This is a genomic window from Luteimonas suaedae (assembly GCF_008312895.1).
Lineage (GTDB): Bacteria > Pseudomonadota > Gammaproteobacteria > Xanthomonadales > Xanthomonadaceae > Luteimonas > Luteimonas suaedae.
On the sequence record NZ_VSSP01000001.1, the window covers coordinates 77,244 to 100,294 of the forward strand.

General features: G+C 66.5%; 11 protein-coding genes. 3 read left to right on the forward strand and 8 right to left on the reverse strand.

Features of this window, described 5'->3' with window-relative positions; all coding sequences use genetic code 11:
• Positions 1-22: 22 nt before the first annotated feature.
• The 4 genes from FXO19_RS00405 to FXO19_RS00420 all read right to left on the reverse strand — a co-directional run bounded on the left by FXO19_RS00405 (position 23) and on the right by FXO19_RS00420 (position 11,842).
• Positions 23-8,794, reverse strand: coding sequence for a glycoside hydrolase family 94 protein (locus FXO19_RS00405; protein ID WP_149193091.1), 8,772 nt, complete (start codon positions 8,792-8,794; stop codon positions 23-25).
• Positions 8,795-9,516: 722 nt separating this feature from the next.
• Positions 9,517-10,503 (reverse strand): aldo/keto reductase, encoded by a 987-nt coding sequence (locus FXO19_RS00410; protein ID WP_149193092.1) that lies wholly within the window; start codon positions 10,501-10,503, stop codon positions 9,517-9,519.
• 329 nt (positions 10,504-10,832) lie between these two features.
• Entirely contained in the window at positions 10,833-11,030 is a 198-nt protein-coding gene (locus FXO19_RS00415; protein ID WP_149193093.1) for a hypothetical protein, read from the reverse strand.
• Positions 11,031-11,590: 560 nt separating this feature from the next.
• Positions 11,591-11,842 carry an acyl carrier protein gene (locus FXO19_RS00420; protein ID WP_149193094.1) on the reverse strand — a complete coding sequence of 84 codons (252 nt, stop codon included), beginning with the start codon at positions 11,840-11,842 and terminating at the stop codon, positions 11,591-11,593.
• A 90-nt stretch (positions 11,843-11,932) separates the two neighbouring features.
• Here FXO19_RS00420 and FXO19_RS00425 point away from each other — a divergent pair, with 90 nt between their 5' ends.
• Complete coding sequence (locus FXO19_RS00425; protein ID WP_149193095.1) at positions 11,933-14,044, forward strand: ATP-binding protein; 2,112 nt, start codon at positions 11,933-11,935, stop codon at positions 14,042-14,044.
• Between the two features lie 9 nt (positions 14,045-14,053).
• On the opposite strand, the gene FXO19_RS00430 is transcribed toward FXO19_RS00425, so the two are convergent.
• Both FXO19_RS00430 and FXO19_RS00435 read right to left on the reverse strand, forming a co-directional pair.
• Positions 14,054-14,959 carry a crotonase/enoyl-CoA hydratase family protein gene (locus FXO19_RS00430; protein ID WP_149193096.1) on the reverse strand — a complete coding sequence of 302 codons (906 nt, stop codon included), beginning with the start codon at positions 14,957-14,959 and terminating at the stop codon, positions 14,054-14,056.
• A gap of 29 nt (positions 14,960-14,988) precedes the next feature.
• A complete protein-coding gene (locus FXO19_RS00435; protein WP_149193097.1) occupies positions 14,989-16,224 on the reverse strand; it encodes a beta-ketoacyl-[acyl-carrier-protein] synthase family protein in 1,236 nt (411 codons plus the stop codon).
• Between the two features lie 377 nt (positions 16,225-16,601).
• Here FXO19_RS00435 and FXO19_RS00440 point away from each other — a divergent pair, with 377 nt between their 5' ends.
• Positions 16,602-19,262, forward strand: coding sequence for a M1 family metallopeptidase (locus tag FXO19_RS00440; protein ID WP_149193098.1), 2,661 nt, complete (start codon positions 16,602-16,604; stop codon positions 19,260-19,262).
• A gap of 87 nt (positions 19,263-19,349) precedes the next feature.
• Positions 19,350-19,694: an NIPSNAP family protein gene (locus FXO19_RS00445; protein ID WP_149193099.1), complete on the forward strand. Its 345-nt coding sequence runs from the start codon at positions 19,350-19,352 to the stop codon at positions 19,692-19,694.
• 170 nt (positions 19,695-19,864) lie between these two features.
• Here the strand turns inward: FXO19_RS00445 and FXO19_RS00450 are convergent, their stop codons facing one another.
• Together FXO19_RS00450 and FXO19_RS00455 are read right to left on the reverse strand one after the other, a co-directional pair.
• Positions 19,865-20,431, reverse strand: coding sequence for a gluconokinase (locus FXO19_RS00450; RefSeq protein WP_223115392.1), 567 nt, complete (start codon positions 20,429-20,431; stop codon positions 19,865-19,867).
• Complete coding sequence (locus FXO19_RS00455) at positions 20,428-22,794, reverse strand: GH36-type glycosyl hydrolase domain-containing protein (RefSeq protein WP_149193100.1); 2,367 nt, start codon at positions 22,792-22,794, stop codon at positions 20,428-20,430. The genes FXO19_RS00450 and FXO19_RS00455 overlap by 4 nt, the downstream gene beginning before the upstream one ends.
• Positions 22,795-23,051 lie beyond the last annotated feature (257 nt).

The following is a 23,051-nucleotide window of genomic DNA, read 5'->3' on the forward strand; positions in this document are numbered from 1 at the left end:
CGCTCCTACGGATCTCCGGTCGTTACGCGGCTTCGGTCGGCTTGGCGGCGGGCGAGGTCATGGGGCGCGGCCGTGGCCAGTGCGCCAGCACGTGGTGAACGGAGCGATCATCGACCAGCGGGATGCACAGGTCCGACTGTTCGACCCCGTCCAGCGCCAGCGTGGCCGGCCCGTCCGCGGTCTGCACCACTTCGATCAGGTACCGGCTTTCGCCATGGCGGTATTGCAGGCGATAGCCCGGCCAGTGCGCCGGGATGCAGGGCTTGAGGCGCAATCGGTCGCCGTTGCGCTGCAGGCCCAGCAGCGATTCGGTCAGCAGCCGGTACATCCAGCCCGCCGAGCCGGTGTACCAGGTCCAGCCGCCGCGCCCGACATGCGGCTCGACCCCGTAGACGTCGGCCGCCAGCACGTAGGGCTCGACCTTGTAGCGGCCGACGCTGTCGGCGTCCTGGGTGTGGCTGATGGGATTGATCATCCGCGCCAGTTCCCATGCGCGTTCGTCGTCGCCCAGCTGCGCGAACGCCATCGCCGCCCACACCGCGGCATGCGTGTACTGGCCGCCGTTCTCGCGCACGCCGGGGACATAGCCGCGGATGTAGCCGGGATCCTTGCCGGTCTTGTCGAACGGCGGGTCGAGTAGTTGGACCAGTCCGGCGTCGCGGCGCACCAGATGGCGGTCCAGCGACGCCATCGCCTGCCGCGCCCGTTGTGGGTCCGCGGCGCCGGACAATACCGACCAGCTTTGCGAGATCGAGTCGATCCTGCACTCGTCGCTCCGTTTCGAGCCCAGCGGCGTGCCGTCGTCGAACCAGGCGCGCCGATACCACTGCCCATCCCAGGCGTGAGCTTCCAGGCTCTCCTGAAGCAGTTTCGAGGCATCGCTGCAATGGCGGACGAAATCGTCGTCGCCGCGATCCTGCGCGACCTCGCGGAACCGCTGCAGCGCAGCGAACAGGAAGAAGCCCAGCCAGACGCTTTCGCCCTTGCCGCCTTCGCCGACGCGGTTCATGCCGTCGTTCCAGTCGCCGGTGCCGATCAGCGGCAGGTCGCGCTCGCCGAGCAAGGCGCAGCCGCGCTTGAGCGCGCGCACGCAGTGGTCGTAGAACGAGGAACGCACACCGGATGCCGCCGGCAGATCGTAATAGGATTCCTCGTCGGCATCGACTAGCCGTCCTTCGATGAAGCGAATCCGTTCGTCCAGCACGCTGGTGTCGCCGGTGACGTCCAGATAGCGGCACGCGGCCAGCGGCAGCCACAGGTAGTCGTCCGAACAGCGCGTGCGTACGCCGCGTCCCTGCGGCGGATGCCACCAGTGCAGCACATCGCCCTGCGGAAACTGATGGGCGGCGCTGAGCAGCAGATGCGCGCGGGTCAGCGCCGGCTTCGCGTGCACCGTCGCCATCGTGTCCTGCAACTGGTCGCGGAAGCCGAACGCGCCGCCAGACTGGTAATAGCCGCTGCGGGCGACATACCGGCAGGCCAGGGTCTGGTACAGCAGCCAGCCGTTGGCCAGCACATCCACGGCCGGTTCCGGCGTGGAGACCCGCACCGCGCCCAATGTGTCCAGCCAGTGCATGCGGACCGCGTCCAGCGCGTCGTACGCGGCAGACGCGCCTTGCGTCCGCGCCGCCAGCGCGGTTGCCGCGGGATGGTCGGCGGCGGCGCCGAGGCGGAACACCGTCTCGCGGCGTTCCCCCGCCGCCAGTTCGATCCCGACCTGGATCGCGGCGCAGGGATCCAGCCCGACGCCGAGCTTTCCGGAAAGGCGCTCGCGCCGCAGCGCCGCCGGCGCGGCCAGGCTGCCGTTGCGGCCGATGAATTCGGTGCGGTCGGCGGTGAAGCTGCGATCCTGCGCATCGGTGTCGAAGAACGCCACGCGTCCGTGGAACTCGGTGTTGTAGGGGTTGCGTGCGGTCAGCGCGCCGCTGCCGCCGTCGATTTCGCTGACCACGTGCATCTGCGATCTGGCGCGGATGTCGCCCAGCACCCACTCCACATAGCCGGTGGCGGACAGGCGGCGCGTACGTCCGGACAGGTTGCGCAGCCTGAGCACCGAGAACTTGACCGCGTCCTCCAGCGCCACGTACACCCACAGTTCGCTGACGATGCCGTCCTCGATGTGCTCGTACACGCTGTAGCCGAAGCCATGACGGGTGCGATACGCGCCGCTGCCGGGGCAGGGCAACGGCATCGGCGACCAGACCCGGCCGGTTTCCTCGTCGCGCAGGTAGAACGCTTCGCCGCCGGTGTCGGAAACCGGATCGTTGTGCCAGGGCGTCAGCCGGAACTCGTGCGCATTCTCGAACCAGGTATAGCCGGGCGAACTTTCGCTGACCACGGTGCCCAGGCGCGGGTTGGCCATCACGTTGGACCACGGCGCCGGCGTCGGCGCACCTTCGCGCAGCACGCACACGTACTCGCGGCCGTCGCCCGAGAACGCGCCGGTGCCGTTGTCGAACAGGGCCGCGTCGGCGGCGGGTTCGAACGGCCACAGGTCCTCGTCCTCGCCCAGCACCCGGTGAGGCGGCAGTCCCGGTACCGGGTCGGCATCCGGCGGCGGCGGCTGCGGCTGTCCCGGCGCGGCCGGGGCCCCGTCCGGAAACAGCAGGGCGATGTCGCGTTCAGGCGGCACATGATGGCCGACCTGCATGGCCAGCGTGCCGTGCCGGTCATTGACGATCACGCGCGCGATCGACTGCAGCAGAATCCGGTCTTCCTGCGAGATCTGCTGCGCCGGGCGCACGAAGATGCCGCCCGGGCGCTCGAGAACGTTGAACTCGGGATCGGCCGAGACCATGCCCAGGATCCGTTCCTGCAGCTGCTGCCGGTAGCTGGCCTGGCTTTCGTTCCAGATCACCAGATCGGTATGCAAGCCCTTGAGCCGCCAGTAGGCGTGCGCCTGCACCATCTGGCGCACCAACTCGATATTGTCGGCGTCGGCGACCTGCAGCAGCACGATCGGCAGGTCGCCGGAAATCGCGTGTCCCCATAATCCGGACTGGCCGCGGCGGTTCTGCAGCAGGGTCTCGCCGTCCGCGCGCAGGAATGGATGCGCGTAGATCATCAGCCCGGCCAGTCTTTCGTAGAGCTGCGCATCGGCCTGCGAGGCGTTGATCTGACGCCTGACCACCTGGCTGTGGGTCCAGGCCAGGTCGAACACGCGGTCGGCCAGATGGCGGTCGCGATACTTGTCGATCAGCGCCGCGCAGGCATCGCGATCGCCGCCGACGCCGGTGACCATGTCGATGATCGCGGTCTGCTCCGGCGCCAGGACGATCCGGCAGCGGATCGCCACGATCGGGTCCAGCACCGAGCCGGCCGAATCCGACAGCGGCTCGCGCCGGGTCAGGGCGTCGGGCCGGCGTGGCGTGTTTCCGCGGCCGAGGAAGCGCGCGCGGTCGGTTTCATAGGAGATTTCGCTGATGTCGGCGTCGTGCACGGCGACCAGGTGGAACATCCAGGGCGGCGTTTCGTCGTGCGAACGCGCCCGCCGCGTGCACAGCAGCGCCTGCTTTTCGCGCACGATCTCGCTTTGCACGAACAGGTTGCTGAAAGCCGGGTGCATTTCGTCGGCAATGGCCGGCGCCAGCACGACTTCGGCATAGGTGGTGATTTCGATCATGCGCGGCTGGCGCGAACGGTTGCTCAATCGCAGCCGGCGCAGCTCGATGTCGTCCTCGGCCGAGATGGCGATTTCCAGATGGGCCTCGTAGCCGCGCTTGCGGCCGCGGAATTCGGCCTTGGCGTCGGAGAAGATCGCCTCGTACTGGTCCACGGCCACGCAGGTCGGCTGGTAGGCGGTGGACCAGAAGTCGCCGCTTTCCACATCGCGCAGATAGCAGAAGCTTCCCCAATGGTCGCGGGTACCGTCCTCGCGCCAGCGGGTGACCGCCATGTCGCGCAAACGGCTGTAGCCGCCGCCGGTATGGGTCAGCAGGCCGTGGTAGCGGCCGTTGGACAGCATCTGCACGGCCGGCCGCGGGGCGTCGGGGGTGCGGAAGACGCGCAGCTGCATTTCGGTCTCAGCATCGGCCGATGCGGCGCGCGCGATATCGGCTTCGGCTTCGTGCGGGTGGAATACGCCCATGCGCGGAATGCGCTCCTGCAGCAGCAGCAGCGTGGCCTGGAACTCGGCATCGGCGACGAACCGCTTCTGCATCGGCCGATCGTGCAGCAGGTAATCCAGCGCCAGCAGCCCCATGCCCTGGTGATGGGCCATGAACGAGCGCACGAGCGCATGGTCCTGTCCGGGCGGAACTCGCGACGGGGTGAAGTCGATCGCCTCGTGCAGGCCGTAATGCCCGCCGAACCCCATGTCCGTCATGCGCTGCAGGTTCCTGCACGCCGCTTCTGGCGCCACCATCAGCGCCATCATGCTGGCGTAGGGCGCCACCACCAGTTCCTGGCCGAGGCCGCGCTTGAGCCCCAGCCCGGGCACTCCGAATGCACGGTACTGATAGTTCGTCCGCGCATCGACCGCGTTGTAGCCGGACTCGGAGATTCCCCAGGGCACGTCGCGTTGCGCGCCGTAGTCGATCTGCGCCTCGACCACATGCCGCATCGTCTGGTCCAGCAGCGTGTCGGGATAGCTGGGCATCACCAGCTGCGGCATCAGGTACTCGAACATCGAGCCGCTCCACGACAGCAGCGTGGCGGCGCCGTTGACTTCGGTCATCAGGCGGCCGAGTGCGAACCAGCTCTCCTGTGGCAGCTGTCCCTGGGCGATGGCGACGAAATTACCGAGCCTGGCTTCGGATGCCAGCAGGTCGTAGTAGCTGGCGTCGATCCGGCGTTCGTCGACGTTGTAGCCGATCGACAGCAGATGGCGGGCAGGGTCGTAGAGGAAGCCGTACTCCATCAGCGAATACTGGCCGGCCTGGTGCGCCAGCCGTTCGAGCTGTTGGATGCGTTCGCGTGCGCGCTGCTGGGCCAGCGCGCCGTGCGATCCCGTCGCCAGTTCGCGCAGGCTGGGAATGCCGCCGGCGCCGTTCGCGTCTGTGGGACCGGCTTGTTCGTCCTGCGGCGACGGCAGGAGCGCGAAATGCGACAGTTCGGCGTGCGCCGCCAGGCAGGCGTCGGCGAGCATCGCCGGCCAACGCGGTGCCGGCTCCTGCTCGCCCGCGTCGGCGGCTGACGGCCATGCCGCGGCGATCGCCTGTGCCTGCGAGGACAGCCCGGCAAGCGCGCCGTCGGCGTCGGCCAGGGTAGCGGCCGGTTGCGCCAGGAGGGCCTCGAGGCGGCGGCGGAACAGGATCAGCGCCTGTTCCAGTCTGCCGTCGGCGTCGGCCTCCGACTGCCGGGCCTGTTCGAGCACGCCCAGCGTGTCGGCCATGCCGGAGAAGGTGCGCGGCGCCAGCACCGGGGCATCGACCAGCGCCAGCAGTCCCTGGCGCAGCGTGAGCAGGTGCCCGGCCAGGTTGCCGCTGTCGACGGTCGAAACATAGTGCGGGTGCAGCGGCTGCAGCGTTTCGGTGTCATACCAGTTGTAGAAATGCCCGCGATAACGCGGCAGCAGTTCCATCGACGCCAGCGTCAGGCGGGTGCGTTCGACGACGCCGCCGGGCTGCAGGTAACCGAAGTCGTGGGCCGCCAGGTTGGCCAGCAGCGAAAGCCCGATATTGGTCGGCGAGGTGCGGCGCGCGATCAGGAACGTCGGGTGCTCCTGGATGTTGTCCGGCGGCAGCCAGTGATCTTCGGCGCGGATCTGGGTTTCGAAGAATGCCCAGGTCCGCCGCGCCAGCCGGCCCAGGAACGCCAGCTGCGCAGGCGACAGGCGCGGGCGCAGCCGCCTGATCGGACGGCCCAGCCAGGCCATCAGCGCGGGAGACACGATCCATAGCGCCAGGATCGGAGCGGCCACCCACAGCGCCGGCGGATTGGTCCGCCACAGCAGTGCGGCCACGGCGAAGGCGAACAGCGGCGCGAAGGCCATGCCGCGCAGATCCGCGCCGCCGCCGCTGCCGAGCTTGCGCTCCACTTCGCTGGACGGGCTCCATTGCAGCAGGCGGCGACGGCTGATGGCCATCCGCCACAGCGTGCGCGCGATCGCGCCCAGGCTGTAAAAAGCCTCGTAAGGCAGGCAGGCCAGATTGACCGCCGCGCGCCACGACTGGCGCAGGACATCCTTGCCGACCTGCAGCCAGTGGGCTTCCAGGGTCATGTCCAGGGGCTTGACCACGGCGTCCCGCGCCGCCGGAACCAGCACCGGAAGCAGCCACAGGCACAACAGCCACAACGTCCATGCCAATGGCTGCGGCAGCAGCGCCCAGCCCAGCACCAGCAGCGCCACCGCGGCAGCGGGCACCAGGCTGCGGCGCAGGTTGTCGAGCAGCTTGCCGCGCGACAGCCACGACAGCGGATTGCGTTCGTAGCCGCCGTGCATGCGCGGCGCCCACGGCAGCAGCCACGGCAACAGCTGCCAGTCGCCGCGTATCCAGCGGTAACGCCGCTTCACGTCGATGGCATAGCGCGACGGGTAGTCCTCGAACAGGCGGACGTCGCTGACCAGCCCGGCCCGCGCATAGCAGCCTTCCAGCAGGTCGTGACTGAGAATGCGGTTTTCCGGGAACCGGTCTTCCAGCGCATGCTCGAACGCATCCACATCGTAGATGCCCTTGCCGACGAACGAGCCTTCGCCGAACAGGTCCTGGTACACGTCCGACACCGTGCGCGTATACGGGTCGATGCCCGGTTCGCTGCCGAACATGCGCGCATAGCGCGTGATGGGGCTCCCGCCCATGCTGCTGCCGATGCTGGGCTGCAGGATGCCGTAGCCGCGGGTGACGTGCCGGCAGCGCGGGTCGAACCGCGCCTGGTTCAACGGATGCCCCAGCGTGGCGACGAACTCGCGTGCGGCATCGCGCGGCAGACGGGTGTCGGAGTCCAGCGTGATCACATAGCGCACGTCGGTTAATGGTCCGGTATTGCCGACCACGCGGAAGAAGTCGTCGTCAAGGCCTTTTCCGCGCAGCAGCCGGTTGAGCGCGGCCAACTTGCCGCGCTTGCGCTCGTAGCCCATCCATGTGCGTTCGCTGCGGTTCCAGCGGCGTGCGCGATGGAACAGGAAGAAGCGATCGCCGCTTTCCGGCGCATAGCGTGCGTTGAGGCGTTCGATCTGTTGCGCCGCACGCGCCAGCAATGCCTCGTCGCCGGGGAGATGCTGTCGGTCGGCGTCCAGAAAGTCGGTCAGCAACGCAAAGTGCAGATGCCGATCGCGATTGGCCAGGAAACGGATCTCCAGCCCATCGACCAATCCGTCCACTGCAGCGAGGCTGCCCAGCATGCTGGGCACCGCCACCAGCGTTCGCGATCGCGCCGGTATGCCGGTGGAAAAATCCATCCGCGGCAACGGCCGCGGCGGGATCAACACGGTCACGATCCAGTTGACCAGGACGATGCCGAGTTCGCTGGAAGCGAGCAGGGCAAGTCCTGCCAGCAGCCACAGCAGCGCCGGGTGGATCGCTGCCACCGCGCCGGAAAGCAGGGCGGTGGTGAACAGCGCGGCAATCAGCACGATGGGCGCCTGATAGACCGGCAGCGGAATCTTGCGCGGAAGCAGCCACACCCGCCGACCGGCGGAAGCCGCCACCGCCGCTTGGGCCTGCGCCAGCCCGTCATCGACCAGGTAATAGCCCACATGCGTCTGTGGGTCGCCGGGCGCCGGGTGCGCCTGTGCCATCCGCAACGCGATGCGCGCCACTTCGATCTCGCCGGCGCCGCTGCGCCTTGCGAGCTTCTCCACCACATGCCGGTAGGCGTCGCGCGTGCTGAAGTCCATCGATGCATAGGTGCCCGCGGGGTCCTCGCGCAGGGTCTGGTCGACGACGCTCATCGTCTCGACGAAGATGCGCCAGTCCATGTTGGACAGGAAGCGCAGGCTGCCGATGCTGTTGCTGATCGATACCTGGTCGGCGGCCTGCTGCTGACCCTCGGCGTGCACCAGTTCCTCGATCCGGTGGCCACCGTCGGCCACCCACTGCTCGATCCAGATCGCCGCCATCGACAGCTGCGCTCCGCGGCCCTGCAGTCCTCGCGTCAGCTCGGCCACGAAGGCTCCGGACAGCGGCGGCTCCGAACGCGCCATGTCGGCAACCGCCAGCACTACGTCCTTGGGACGGTTGGCTGCGGTTTCGTTGAGCAGGCCCGCCCAATCTGCGGCCAGCCGATGGGCGGCGCCGTCGCGCATCACCCGCACGGCGACCCGTCTCAGGTTCTCGATCAGGGCCAGTCGCAACATGATCGGGATCGCCCACAGCTCGCCGAGCTTGAGCGGGCTGACCGACTGGTAGGCGGCGACGAAGCGGCCGATGGACTCGGCGTCGATACGGCCATCGCCGTGGGCGATGACCTGGGTCGACATGTCGTATACCCGCGGCAGATCCGCCGACGGGCCTTCGCTCAGCGACGGCAGCTGGCGGCTGTAGCCTTTGGGCAGATGCCGCCGCGCGGTACGGATCTGCTCTTCGACCAGGTAGTAGTTGTCCAGCAGCCATTCGCCGGCCGGGCTGATCCGCACCTCATCCTGCACCATGCGCGTCAGCATGGTGGCGGCATCGTCCAGCAGGCCCTCGTTCTCCTTCAGCCGCGCCAGCAGCATCTCCTGTCCCGGATGCGAACGCAGCCGATGTGCGTGCGCCAGCGCACGGCCATAGACTTCCATCTGTTCGGCGCTGAGCAGCTGCGAACGCAGCGGCTCTTCCAGCTGCGGGAGCTTCTGGATGGCCGCCCGCTGCCAGCGCCACAAACGCCGGCGTAGGCGTAGCCAATGACTGAGAATCCTCCAAACGTGCGGCATCTTCGATCCTGTGAGGGCAGATCGCCGTCGTTGCGTCCATCATTGCATCCTTATGACGATAAGTTGTGAAAGATCGACATGCGGAGAAGGTTCAGGGCCCAGGAGAAAAGAGAAATGGGGAGGTTCACTTATCCTGTGCCTTGGGACGGCCGCGGGGCGCGAGGCCGACGACGCGCCGGGCAGCGAGTGGTTTGACGGGAGTTCGGTTTCGAACAGGCCTCGGTAGGTGTGCTGGCGTTCGGCGTCGTTCGACCTCAGGCAGGCAATACCGGCCCAGGTTCGGATGTTGGCGACCCATCGTCCTTTTCAAGTGCTTGGCCGGTTCGCCGAGGCCGAGGACGTGCACCATCACCTCGACCGCCTGAGCCAACGGCAGCCCGCCCTGGTCGTGCTGGTGCCGCGCGATCCTGGCCAGCGCGAGGATCGCTACGCCCACCTGCTGGCGGGACCGGTGGACATCGCCGCCATCGCCGCACGCGCGCCGGCACGCACCTCGGCCGAAACGCAACCCGGCATTGGAGGCGCGCTTGCCGGCGCTGGAAGCCGAAGTGGCGGAACTGCGCGAACAGATGGCGAAACTACGTTCCGGACCCGGCGGCGGCTGAAACGCCAGACACGTGGCGCGCGTGATCCCAGGCTAGCCTGTCAGAGAAGTAAACCCGGCCCGGTGCGTCAACGCGCACGGGAACGTGGAGACGTTGAAGGCGGGGCGACGGCATCGCTCACCAGCGCTGGTGCACGTACGGCCTGATGTCCTCGGCGTAGATCCGCGCGACGGCATCCATGGTGTCGGCGGGCAGCGGCGGTAGCGCGGTTGCGGCGATGTTGGCCAGCGCCTGCTGCGAATTGCGCGCGCCGGGGATCACCACGGTGACGGCTTCCGACATCAGGATCCAACGCAGGGCCAGCTGCGCCATGGTCGCGCCCTCGGGCACCAGGGGGCGGAGCTTTTCCACCGCAGCCAGGCCGATTTCATAGGGCACGCCGGAAAAGGTCTCGCCGACGTCGAAGGCCTCGCCATGACGGTTGAATTGGCGGTGGTCGCTGCTTTCGAATGTCGTGTCGGGTCCGAACTTGCCGCTGAGCAGGCCGCTGGCCAGCGGCACCCGGGCGATGATCGCCACGTTCTTCGCTCGTGCCTGCTCAAAGAACAGTTCGGCCGGGCGCTGGCGGAACATGTTGTAGATCATCTGCACGCTGACCACGCCCGGGTATTCGATCGCCTTGAGCGCTTCCTCCACGCGTTCGACGCTGACCCCGTAATGGCGGATCTTGCCTTGCTCCACCAGCCACTCCATCCGCTCGAAGGCTTCCGGGTGGTAGTACAGGTCGGTCGGCGGGCAATGCAGCTGCACCAGGTCGAGCGCGTCGACTTCGAGGTTGCGCAGGCTGCGGTCGACGAAGGCGACCAGGTTCTCCGCGCTGTAACCCTCGACGGTCTGCTGCGGCAGGCGACGGCCGACCTTGGTTGCCACGAACGGACGCTCGCCGCCGCGTTCCTTCAGCACCCGTGCGATCAACCGCTCAGAATGGCCATCGCCGTAGACGTCGGCGGTGTCGATGAAATCCAGGCCGGCATCGAGCGCTGCGTGCAACGCGGCGATGGATGCGTTGTCGTCGACCTTGCCCCAGGCGTCACCGATGGCCCAGGCACCGAAGCCGATTTCGCCGACGGCGCGGCCGGTGCGGCCGAATGGTCTGGAGCGCATGCGGATGTCCTGTTCCGGGCGCTGTCGAGAGCACGCCTCGCCGAGTACGTTCGGTGCCGAGTCTATTGCGGCCACCCGCCAGGCGCAATTGATCGGAATGAGATGTTGTGCCATTCGGCCTTCGACTGGCGTCTCCGGGATGACAAGGACGAACGACACACACACCCGCGGCATCGCGCGCATGGCGTGCTCCTACGAAGCTGCGGTGCAGGGTGTGGTACCTGGCGATCGGGCGAAGCACCAGTAGGCGCCATTCGCGTCGGGGACGAACCCCCGGTTTGGGCGAACGCTACCGCGCCCGGCAGCAGGGTGGTTGGCCCGGAGGGGGCTCATCCGCGGTCGGGATCGTTCCCGCGGCCCTGCTTCTGCGTGCGTTCGCTGCCCTGGATCCGGTCGTCTCGAGGATCCCGCTCTTCGCCCGATTTGTAGCCCTCCGGCCGCAGCCGCTCGTGCGCCTGCGGGTTGCCATCGGGCCGGTTGGGATGATGAATGCGCTTGGGTGGGTTGCTGTCTTTGTTGATGGTCACGACGTGCTCCTCGCGGGCGGATCCGCGTCTGGCGGCGATGTCATCGCCTCGGGTTGGCGTCCATCGAAGCACAGCCGTGATCAAGGGCGTATCAAGCGGTTCGGAGGCCCGGCGAAAGTGGTCGGGATCTCTATGGCTCGCGTGTTGTTTCGAGGCGGATTCGGATGGCAGGCCAAAGGTGCCGGACCGCCCGTGCCGAAAAAAAAAGCTTCGGGCCCGATGTGATCGGCGGCAGCCCGAACCATGCGTTTCATGCGCCGCGGGCCGGAAGGCATGCCGGTGGACAGAATCGCGTGGCGGCACGATGTCCGCGGCATCGCGCGCATGGCGCGCTCCTACGAATCTCCGGCCGCGTGCCCGTGCCACCCGGCTGACGCCTCAGTCCGCGCAAACAGGAACGCCTTAGGGAAGCACCATTCGTGCCAGGGAGAATGCCTGCAAGGCGCATGCCAGCCGCGACACACCGGAAGGTGCCAACAGCTTGTGCCCGCACCGGTCCACGCGGCGGCGCTATCTGCGGCGGTGGAGCGTGGACTCGGCTTCGGTGCAAGAGCACCCGCTTAGGAGGCCTTGGCCTCCAGGTTCAGTTGGACGAGGTCAACAACGTCCTGAACTGTGGCATCACGTGGTAGCTCCATGTTCGTGAACGTGAAGTCCAGGGCATCCTCGATCTCGATCATCAGGTCGGCTGTGATCATTGAATCAATGTTCAAGTCAGACAGCTTCGCGTCAGGCAAGATCGCCGTTTCATCCACCCCATAGGTTTCCTGGAGAATACCGGCCAGCCGGCGCAGGATGTCCTGATTATCCATTTTTGAGAAGCCCTAAGGAGATGGTGGTCTGGATCTTGCTTAGGATACGTGCATTCCCAGCGCAACGCATCAGTGAGGCACCAGGACTAGATGGAAAGACTGAGCCCCGAGGAACTGCAGAGGAACGTGGCTGCCCAGGCGGACTTCCGCCTGAAGTTCGGTCTTCTGGTGGCTACGGCCATTGTGCTGATCCACTACCTCGTCCCATACGAGGCGAAAGCCAACGCCGCGGTCGTCCTGGGTATCTACTGCTTCTATGGTCTGTATGCCGGCGCCGCCCGCTACCTGGCGGCGAGGCCGGGGGCGTTGACCCTGCGCGATCTTGTGATGGTCACCGCAGTCATCGATCCACTGTTCCTCTCGGCTTGGCTCTTCATCGCAGGCGAGTCGGCGTTCCTCGTCGTGGGGATGTACCTGTTCACGATCCTTGGCTTCGGATTCCGGGTCGGCGCGAGTCCAATGCACGTGTGCCAGGTGATGTCGCTGGTCGGTTTCCTGGTCGTCATCACCCTGGCGCCAGCCTGGCAGGACCACCTGCTGTATGCCTTGTCTCACATGGTGCTCCTTGTCCTTGTTCCGGTATATGCATCGTTCCTGATCAAGAGAATTCGGGCAGCCAAGGCGCTGGCGGAACATGAGAGCCAGGCGAAATCCAGGCTGCTGGCCAAGGTTAGCCATGAGCTGCGCACGCCTCTGACCGGGATCATCGCAGCATCGCAGCTGATGGAGGTCGAGTCGAGGGAGGCGGATACCGTAAAGCGGGCGCGGTCGATCCAGCACCTGGCCAACTCCCTGGAAGCCGAGATCAAGCAACTCCTCGAGCTATCCACGATCGAGCATCGCCGACATCGCAACGCGCGAAGGCAGCGCTCCTTCCATCTGGCGGACACCGCGAACCGCGCCTACAAGTCGTTGGAGTCGATTGCTGAGGCGAAGGGACTTGCCGTCCATCTCGACTATGACGAGAGCATCAAGCGCCCTGTCATCGGTCATGAGGACGAGATCGTGGCGGTGCTGACAAACCTGGCAGGCAACGCCGTCAAGTTCACCGAGCAGGGGTCGATCACGCTGCAGTTGCGGATGGTGTCCAGCAACGACACCGCGTATCAGGTCTGGTTCGGCGTGACGGATACCGGGATCGGTATTGCCCCGGAACACCTGGAGAGGATATTCGAGCCGTTTTACCAGGTGGCAGAAGGGAGAACCCACGCGAGCGGTGGTACCGGCCTCGGGACCACGATCGCCAAGGAGCTGGTGACCGGGATGGGAGGCGAGCTCCACGTCACGAGCACAGTAGGCGAGGGGAGCGTGTTCTGGTTCGTGCTCGAGTTCAAGATCGACAGCGCACCCGAAGCTGCCGCGGTGTCCGGAAGTTCAGCCGGTCACGCCCTGAATGTTCATTCCAAGCGGGTGCTCATCGCCGATGACAACGCGATCAACCTCGAACTGATGAAGCAGATGCTTCAGAAGGACGGGCACCTGGTCACAGCGGTCACCAGTGGCCACGAGGCGCTTGGCATGCTTGCGTCCGAGTCCTTCGACATCGTTTTCCTCGACTACAACATGGATGGCGTCGACGGCGCCATGGTGTTCCAGACCTATAAGTTCAGCCGGGTCGACATCATTCCCACGTTCTTTGTCACCGCCGACACATCGGAAATGACTGCCCGCCTTCTCGAAGGACTGGATGCCGCCGGCGTCATCTACAAGCCGGTGACCTTCGAGAAGATCAGGCAAGCCTTCGCCGTGACGTTCCCCGGCGAAGCCGCGGCCGGTGCCTCTGCGCCTAGCCATGCGAAGCGAGGGACAGCTGAGCTGAGTACCGTCCCGATCGCTTACGTCGACCTGGATATGATTGATGCCCTTCGGGAGATCAAGGACACGCCAGAGTTCCTGATTCGAATCATTGGCGATGCGATGGCGGATCTGACCACATTGCGTGATGACATGTCCCGGGCCATCATGGATATGCAGATTCCTGCCGTGCATCGGGTTGCGCACACCATGAAAGGTGTTGCACTGAGTGTCGGTGCCGTTCGCCTCGGATCGCTAGCAGGCAGGATGATGGAGTTGACCTATACCGGGCTGGAATCCGATCAGGGCCGATGGCAAAGGGATGTCTCGGAGACCATGGAGAACACCCTCGCGGCGCTTGGAGAGGTGAAGCGGGGCCTGGCCCCGCCTCACGCGGTCAATCACTAGCGCGCCCGGTCAGGCAACCTTTCTCCGCTCCGAATCCGGCTGCTCCCCCTGCTGCATCAGGATCAGCATCTCCAGCTGACGGATCTCTTCTTGATCGAGGTCAATGGCCGTTGCGACCCAATCGTCCACCACCTGGGTCGCTTCGGTGAGATCGATGCCGGCAAGGCGGTGCCGGCTCTGCTGAACCTTCAGGCGCGCCTTGCGTCGCTTGGAGTGCGAGGCGATGAAGCACTCGAGGGCGCGTTCGCCCGCGCCTTGCTCGCAAACCTCGTCGATCAGCCCCATCTCCAATAGAGCAGACGCGGAGTAGACCTTCTTGTTGGTCATCAAGCGTTCGGCTACGTAGGGGTTCGTGCGTGCACTGACCAATCCCATCGCCCCGGTGCAGGGAAACAGCCCAAACAGGATCTCCGGGAAGCCAAACGTGCTTTGTTCCTCGGCAATGATGTAGTCGGAACTGAGTGCCATCTCGAAGCCGCCGCCCAAGGCCCGGCCCTGCACCAGTGATACCGTGGTGAGATAGGGCTTGAAGTCGGACGACCACGCCATCAGGACCTCGAGGCAGCGCATTGAGTAGGCGCGCAAGGCGTCGGCATCGCCGCGACGGATACACGACAGGAAGAACGCCAGGTCCCCCCCTTGGCTGAAGTACGTCGCGTGGCTTGACTTGATCACCGCGTAGGCGGGGATGTCGCTGTGGATGCGCGGGACACTGTCGAAGTAGCCCGCGGTGTCATTCATGATTCTTCTGAAATCGGCGATCAGCTCGGGAGTGATGTTGTGCACCCCGCTTGACGGTTCTTCGGTGATCTCGATGCAGAGAGTGGGTTTGGCGAGCTTCCGTAGCGAGGTGGTAATGCGGGGAAGCGTCTGGCGGTTGAGCGTAATCGGGGTGGGCTGGCTGAGCGTTCGCATGGTGAACTCCTATTGGGGCGTGATGGGCATTAATGGGGTGCGGCTGAAACGATGAGTGCTGCGTTTGTCCCGCCAAATCCGCACGAGAAGCTGAGGGCGTGCTGGATCTTTGACGAGAGTGGGGAAGAACCGACGTGGTTGACGTCGCATCGGGGATCCGGGTCGCCCAGGTGGGCGCTGGCCGGGATGAGATCGTTCCGCATCGACAGAATCGTAAGGACCAACTCGAGCGCGCTTGTCGCGCCGATGAGATGGCCATGGACGGCCTTGGTCGAGCTGACCCACGGCGCATCGGCACCGGATCCGAAAACGCGCCTGATCGACTCTGCCTCGATGATGTCGCCGCCGTTGGTCGCGGTCGCATGGGCATTGATATAGGTGATGTCGCCAGGCTTGAGCCCTGCATGGTCCAAGGCGGCCTGGAGGGCGGCGACCTGGCCGTTGGTCTCCGGCATCCCGATGTGATGGGAATCCGATGAGATTCCATAGCCGCTAAGGTAGGCCAAGATGGGTGCGTTGCGTGCGATGGCGCTGCTGGCGCTCTCCAGCACGAGCCAGGCGGACCCTTCCCCGATGACCAGGCCCGTGCGCTCCCTGGAAAATGGTTTGCAGGTACGGGAGGCATCCGCCGGGTCCGGAGAGGACATGGCCCTGGTGCCCTTGAACGTGCCCAGGACTCCGGCGGTTAAGGGCGCTTCCGCGCCCCCGGCCAAGGCAATCTCGATGTAGCCGTGGGCAATCGCCCTGGCAGCTTCTCCGATCGCCACGCCCGAGGAGGCGCAGGCGCTGGCGTTGGTAATGACCGGTCCGTGGATCTTGTGACGAATCGCGACCTGGGCGGCGCCGGCGTTCCCCATGATGGCCATGGCGGTGAAGGGGCGCGATGCGGTTTTGCCGCGTTGCAGCAGCTCCGCACTCCAGCTTTGGACGGCTGCTGCACCTCCATTGACGTTGCCGTAATAGACTCCGGCGCGGCCTCCGTAGCCGGCCATCTGGTCCGGCAGGCCCGCTTCCCGGAGCGCCTGGCCAGCGGCCAAGATGGCCAGATGCTGGCACCGGTCCAGGAAGGGGCGCTCGAGCTTGGTGAAATGGTCCTCGAAAGACACGGGGATCACCCCCGCCGCGAATTCCTCCTGAAGCGGCGAGGCGTGCATCAGGCGGATACCCGAGGCCCCCGTTCGAAGCGACTGGACGGCTTCGGCCGGGTCCAGCCCAACGGGAGAAAGGAGTCCGACGCCGGTAATGGCAACTTGGTGTAACGACATAAAATAAAGCCCCCCGATTGAGGCCAGTTGGCGTACAGGTTCCCCTCCCTGGCACCAATACGCTCAGTCGGCCAGGACTGTGCGTGAAAAAGTGACGGTAGCACTGATGATTCAGCCCGTCATTGGACGTTTCGGAGCGCGTACGGCGCCTCCAATGTCCATTCTCCAGTATGAGGGATACGGGTGGACTGTTTTCCTACAGGCGGGCGGGCAGCACCTCATCGACCCTTCATTCAGATCGCCTGATTGCTGGGATCGGGGCGTGACTTCTGGGGTTGTCGCGGCCCGTTCCAGGCCGGCACCATCGAGGTCGGCTACTTTCACCGCCAGCTTCCGCATTTTGGCTGTCGGCCACATCGCACTTTCGAGGACACGTCATGCGTCGAATGCTCGCCGCCGCCATCGCCATCGCCCTGGCTCTTGCCGGCACTTCCACGATTTCCATGGCGCAGACCTCGAGGGACACGCCCGTGGACGAAGTCACCACCCAGCTGCCGCGCAACGTGCGCCCGACGCACTACGAGGTGGCCGTGGTTCCGGACGCGCAGTCGCTGCGCTTCGACGGCACGGTGGCGATCGCCATCGAGGTGCTCGAGCCGACGCCGAGCATCACCCTCAATGCGGTCGACATGACGTTCGCGAACGTGCGGCTCGCGCCGGTCTCGGGCAGTAGCGGTTTCGATGCGCCGCAGGTCGCGACGGATGCCGAAGCGCAGACCGCGACGTTCACCTTCGCGCGGCCGCTGCCGGCAGGAGCGTATACGCTGTCGATGGACTACACCGGCGTGATCGGCACGCAGGCCAACGGCCTGTTCGCGATCGATTACGACACCGCGGCGGGCAGGCGGCGCGCGCTGTACACGCAGTTCGAGAATTCCGATGCGCGCAAGTTCGTGCCCTCGTGGGACGAGCCCAATCACAAGGCGACCTTCACGCTGACCGCGACGGTGCCTGCGGCGCAGATGGCGGTGAGCAACATGCCGGTCGCCGAGACCACCGACCTGGGCGACGGCAGCAAGCGGGTGCGCTTCGCGCCCTCGCCGAAGATGTCGACCTACCTGCTGTTCTTCGCGCTGGGCGACTTCGAGCGCGCGACGACGCAGGCGGACGGCACCGAGGTGGGCGTCGTCACCCAGAAGGGCAAGCTGTCGCAGGCCGCGTTCGCGCTGGAGTCGTCGAAGGACGTGCTGCGCGAGTACCATGATTATTTCGGAACGCCGTATCCGCTGCCCAAGCTCGACAACATTGCCTCGCCGGGACGCAGCCAGTTCTTCGGCGCGATGGAGAACTGGGGCGCGATCTTCACTTTCGAGTACGCGATCCTGCTCGATCCGACGATCTCGACGCAGGCGGACAAGCAGCGCGTGTACTCGATCGCCGCGCACGAGATCGCGCACCAGTGGTTCGGCAACCTGGTCACGATGCAGTGGTGGGACGACCTGTGGCTCAACGAGGGTTTCGCGACCTGGATGGCGGGACGCACCACGCAGAAACTGCATCCGGAGTGGAACACCGGGTTGGGGGTCGTGGGCAGCCGCGACTACGCGATGTCGCGCGACGCGGTGGCCAGCACGCATCCGGTGGTGCAGCACGTGGAAACGGTGGAGCAGGCCAGCCAGGCCTTCGACGCCATCACTTATTCGAAGGGCGCGGCCGTCATCCGCATGCTCGAAGGCTACGTCGGGCCCGAGGCCTGGCGCACGGGCGTGCGCAAGTACATCGAGACGCACGCCTACGGCAACACGGCCTCGGACGACCTGTGGCGCGAGATCCAGGCGGCCGCCGGCAAGCCCGTCCTCGACATCGCGCACGACTTCACCCTGCAGCCGGGCGTGCCGTTGATCCGCGTCGGGCAGGCCAGCTGCGCGAACGGCATCACCACGCTGGCGCTCGAGCAGGGCGAATACACCAAGGACCGGCCGGACAAGCGGCCGCTGACGTGGCGCGTGCCGGTGATCGCGTCGGTGGCCGGCAGTGGCGAGGAGGCGCGCGCGATCGTCAGCGGCGGTAGCGGCACCCTGGACGTGCCGGGTTGTGGCGCGGTCGTGGTCAACGCCGGGCAGAGCGGCTACTACCGCACGCTGTATGCGCCGGCGCAGTTCGCCCGCGTCCGCGATGCGTTCGCGAAGCTGGCGACGATCGACCAGCTCGGCGTGATGCGCGATGCCTGGGCGCTGGGCCTGGCCGGGCAGCAACCGGCTTCGGATTACCTGGACCTGGTCCTGGCCGCACCGGTCGACGCCGACCCACAGGTCTGGGGCGACATCGCCCAGCACTTCGACAGCCTCCACGACTACTACGAGGGCGATGCGGAGCGGCAGAAGACGTTCGCCGCGTTCGCCATCGCGCGGCTGGTGCCGGTCTTCGCGCGCGTGGGCTGGGAGCCGCGCGCGGGTGAAGGCGATCCGGTCGCGATCCTGCGCAGCGACCTGATCGCCACGCTGGGCGAGCTGGGCGATCCGGCGGTGATCGCCGAGGCGCGGCGCCGCCATGCGGCGCAGGACGCCGACCCGGATGCGGTGCCGGCGGCGTTGCGCAAGACAATCCTGACGATCGTCGCGCGCCATGCCGATGTCGCCACCTGGGACCAGCTGCATGCGGCCGCTAAGGCGGAGAAGACGCCGCTGGTGAAGGACCAGTTGTACCTGCTGTTGTCCGCTCCCCGCGACGAGGCATTGGCGAAGCGGGCGCTGCAGCTGGCGCTCACCGACGAGCCGGGCGCGACCAACAGCGCCGCCATGATCTCCGCCGTGGCCAACGAGCATCCGGAACTCGGCTTCGATTTCGCCGTCGCCCATCGCCGGCAGGTGGATACGAAGGTCGACGCGACCTCGCGCAGCCGCTGGTATCCGGGCCTGGCCAGCAATTCGCTGGAGCCGGCGACGGTGGCGAAAGTCGGGGCGTTCGCGCAGGCGCACATCGCGGAGGGTTCGCGGCGCGCGGCCGATACGGTGATCGCCAACATCGACTACCGGATGAAGGTGCGCAACGAGCGGTTGCCGGAGATCGATGCGTGGCTGCGGGAGAACGGGAGCTGAGGTCGCCTTTCTCGTGCGAAGAAGCGTCCTGTGCGCCGCAACGCCCTGGCAAGCGTGGTGGCAGCAGACTACCCTTCGGCCATGGCCATGATCACCTGCGTCGTCGACTACACCATCGATCCCGGCAAGCTCGAGGCGTTCGAGCGTTTCGCGCTGGAATGGATGCGGCTGGTCGAGAAACACGGTGGGCGGCATCACGGCTATTTCCTGCCCGGCGAGGGCGCCAGCGACAAGGCGCTGGCGTTGTTCAGCTTCGACAGCCTGGCCGCCTATGAGCGCTATCGGGCGCTGTTCGGCAAGGACCCGGAATTCGTCGCTGCGGACCGGATCCGCGACACGTCCGGGTGCGTGTTGCGCTACGAGCGCACCTTCATGCGTCCGCTGATGCCGCCGGGCGCAGACGCGGTGGAGTCGGGTTCTCCTGCCCGATGACGGGTATCGGAACGGCTTGCCTCGCGCCGCCGTAACGCAGAAGCGTATCGGCCGAAGTTGCGGAATCGGCTTCTGCATCACCGCCGTGCGTGCGCTGCACGCGGCCATCGGCATGGACGATAACGACAGCTTCTCCACCGCGCCAGGGCGCCTCCGGGAATCCGGGGGGGCTATGTGCGGGGGACGGAGCCGTCCCTCCGGTGTTCCGCGATGAAGGCACGCACCCTGCCCGCGGCCTGCCGGTGGAGTCGGTCGATGTCCTGCGCGACGTCGAGGACCACGATGTCCGGTTCTTCCGAAGAGGCCTCCAGGGCCGCGTACTGGCTGTCCAGCAGGCTGGCGGGAGCAAAGTGGCCGAGGCGGGCCTGCATTCGCCCACGTATCAGCGCCTGGTCACCGGACAGGTGGAGGAACAGCGTCGGATAACCCAGTTCGCGAAAGCGCTGGCGGTGGGCGCGGCGCAGGCCCGAGTACGCCAGCACGCAGCTGTCGCCGTTGCGTCGGTGCTCGCGCAGCGCGTCGCACATGGCATCGATCCAGGGCGCGCGCATGGCGTCGGTCAACGGTTCACCCCGCGCCATGAGCGCCTTGTTCGCGGGCGGGTGGAAGTCGTCGGCCTCGATCAGGCGGAAGCCGAACTCCGCCCCGAGCCCCGCGGCCAGGGTCGACTTGCCGGAACCGCTGACGCCCATCGCGATGACCAGCACCGGGGCCGCGGTAGCGACGAGGTGGCTCACGACGCGGGCATCCGCACGTCGACGCGGCAGCTGCGGCCGGGCCGGATGTCGCCGATGCAGTCCCCCTCCAGCAGTTTGCCGTCGACCCGCACCTCCATCCCTTCCACGCCGGACTGGCGGAGATAATGCACGTCGAAACTGGCACCGCGGAACGTGCGCTCGGCCCGGGCCGTCTGCCAGTCGCGCGGCAGCTGCGGGGCAACCCGCAGGCCTTCCGGGCGTCCCTTCAGGCCGAACAGGTCCTCGATCAGGATGCGGTACGCCCAGGCGGCGGTGCCGGTGTTGAACAACTGGCTGGAGCGCCCGGCGGTGCGCGGATGCTCGCGCCAGGCGCCGCGGTAGTAGTTGGGAATGAACACCGGCAGCTGCCCGCGCTGCAGGTAGTCGGCCTCGTCCGGGCCGCACAGCATCCGGCGCAACAGGCGCCAGGCGCGTTCGGACTCGCCGACGGTATACAGGGCATGGACGTAGAACGCCGCGGCGTGGTTGTAGACCGAGCCGTTTTCCGCGGTGCCCGGGAACTTCTGGGTCAGGCGGCCCACGTCCTCGCGCATGCCGGTATAGGCCGGCGCCAGCATCACTACGCCGTAGGGCGTCTCCAATTGTTCCTCGATGGCGCGGATCATCATCGCGCGCCGGCGCTCGTCCGCGGTGCCGGCGAGGATCGCCCAGCTCTGCGGGTTGAGATAGATACGGCCCTCGTCATCCTTCGAGACGCCGAACGCCACATCGTCGTCGGTGATGCCGCGGGCATACCACGCGCCGTCCCACAAGTGGGTGTTCACCGCCTGGTTGATGTCGCCGGCGCCGTCGCGGAACTCACGGGCGAGAGAGGCGTGTCCACGCTGCTCGCAGATGTCGGCCCACAGGTCGAGTGCATGGGCGGCGGCCACGGACAGCCAGCCGGACACGCCCTTGCCCTGGTAGCCGACCATGTTCATCGGGTCGCACCAGTCGCCCTGGGCGATGTAGCTCAGGCCGCGCGCGTCGCGGGCGCCGAGCAGCCAGCGCATTGCCTTGCAGATGCGCTCGAAGGCGGTCGGCGTGTCCTCGCCTTGCCAGTCCTTCACCGGCGCGTCGAGGATGCCGTCGTCGCCGGTTTCGTCGAGGTAGGCGCGCAGGCAGACCGGCAGCCAGACGCAATGGTCGGTGTGCGGCACCTGGTTGATGTATTTCAGTTCCGCGCCCTCGATCAGCAGAACGCCATCCGGCATCGCGCCGCTGGCTTCCTGTTGCGACAGCGCGTGCAGGAATGCCGCACGCGCCGTGCCGGGCGCGATGAAGCACATGCCCATGTTGTCCTGCAGGTAGTTGCGGGTCTGCGGATCGGTGGTCAGGCGGTTGACGTCGCCGTGGTAATACACCTGCCGCGGCAGCCAGTGGTTCACGAACCGGTCCAGGTGCCGGTCCGGGGTTTCGATTCGCAACACGCCCCGTCCGCGGGCGATGTAGGCCGCGTGTTCCGATTTGGCCCTGGCGAAGCCTGGGTCGGCGAAGAAGCGCGCGCGCGCGTCGGCGATTTCCGCATCGTCCCGGGCCGGGCCGAGCAGGAAACGATAGTCCTCCGCCTGGCCAGGCGCCAATTCGATGCAGTACTGCAGCACCGCGGCCGGGGTCTCGTAGAGGGCGTCGCCGTTGCCCAGGGTGTCGCGCCGCACGCCGTCGGGGGCGTGCAGCCCGCCTTCGCCCTCGAAGGCCTCGCGCGCGGTTTCGAACGCGGCGGGTTCGCGGTCGTGAAGTAAGAAGGTCCTGTCCTTGAAATCCCGGTTTCTGAAGTAATCCTCCACCTTCTGGTACGGCGTGATGCAGGACGCCACCACGCCGCCCAGGTCCGGGCGGTAGCAGGCGGACTGGTTCATCCAGCTCATGTAGCCGATCGGAATGTAAGGATAGATGCTCAACCTGCGCGGACGGCCGGACGCATTGGCGATCCGGACCTGCCACAGCTCCACCGCCGCGTCCTCGGGCAGGCTGACTTCCATGTCGACCCGGATGCCGAGGCACTCGACGGTCCAGTGGATGTCGTGCTTGCCGACCGAGAACGCGAAGCGGTCCGGCTTCGCCCGCACCGGCTCGTAAGGCGCGGAGAAGATCGTTCCGGTCTCCTCGTCCTTGACGTAGCAGAAGCGGCCCGGATGGTGGGCGTAGTAGGGCTGCTCCGGCTGCATGAAGGTCGTGGCTTCCAGGTTCGGCGCATGGATGTAGCGCGCCGGCTCCGGCTGCATGAAGCGGGCGACGGCGAAGCCGCGGCAGTTCACCTGCATCATCATCCGGCGATTCCACAGGAAGCCCGCCGCCCGGGGCATCGCGGTCGGGCTGGTCAGCACGAAACGTTCGCCGTCGTCGATGGACTGCAACAACATGGATTGGCTCCTTGATTCCTCAAAGCAGATCCCGGCTCTACCGAGGTTTGACAGTTCCAGCCGTCGGCTTTGAAGCCCCTCTCCCTTCGGGAGAGGGGTTGGGGTGAGGGTACGGCGAGCCGCGGAGGTTCGGACGTCTGCTGCTTCGCCGTACCCTTGCGGTGGGCCTTGGCCCACCATTATCGTCCTCGCAAACAGACCTCTTCACCCTAAAGGGAGAAGGAGTCCACCTTGCTGCCTTCAGGCAGCGCGGCTAC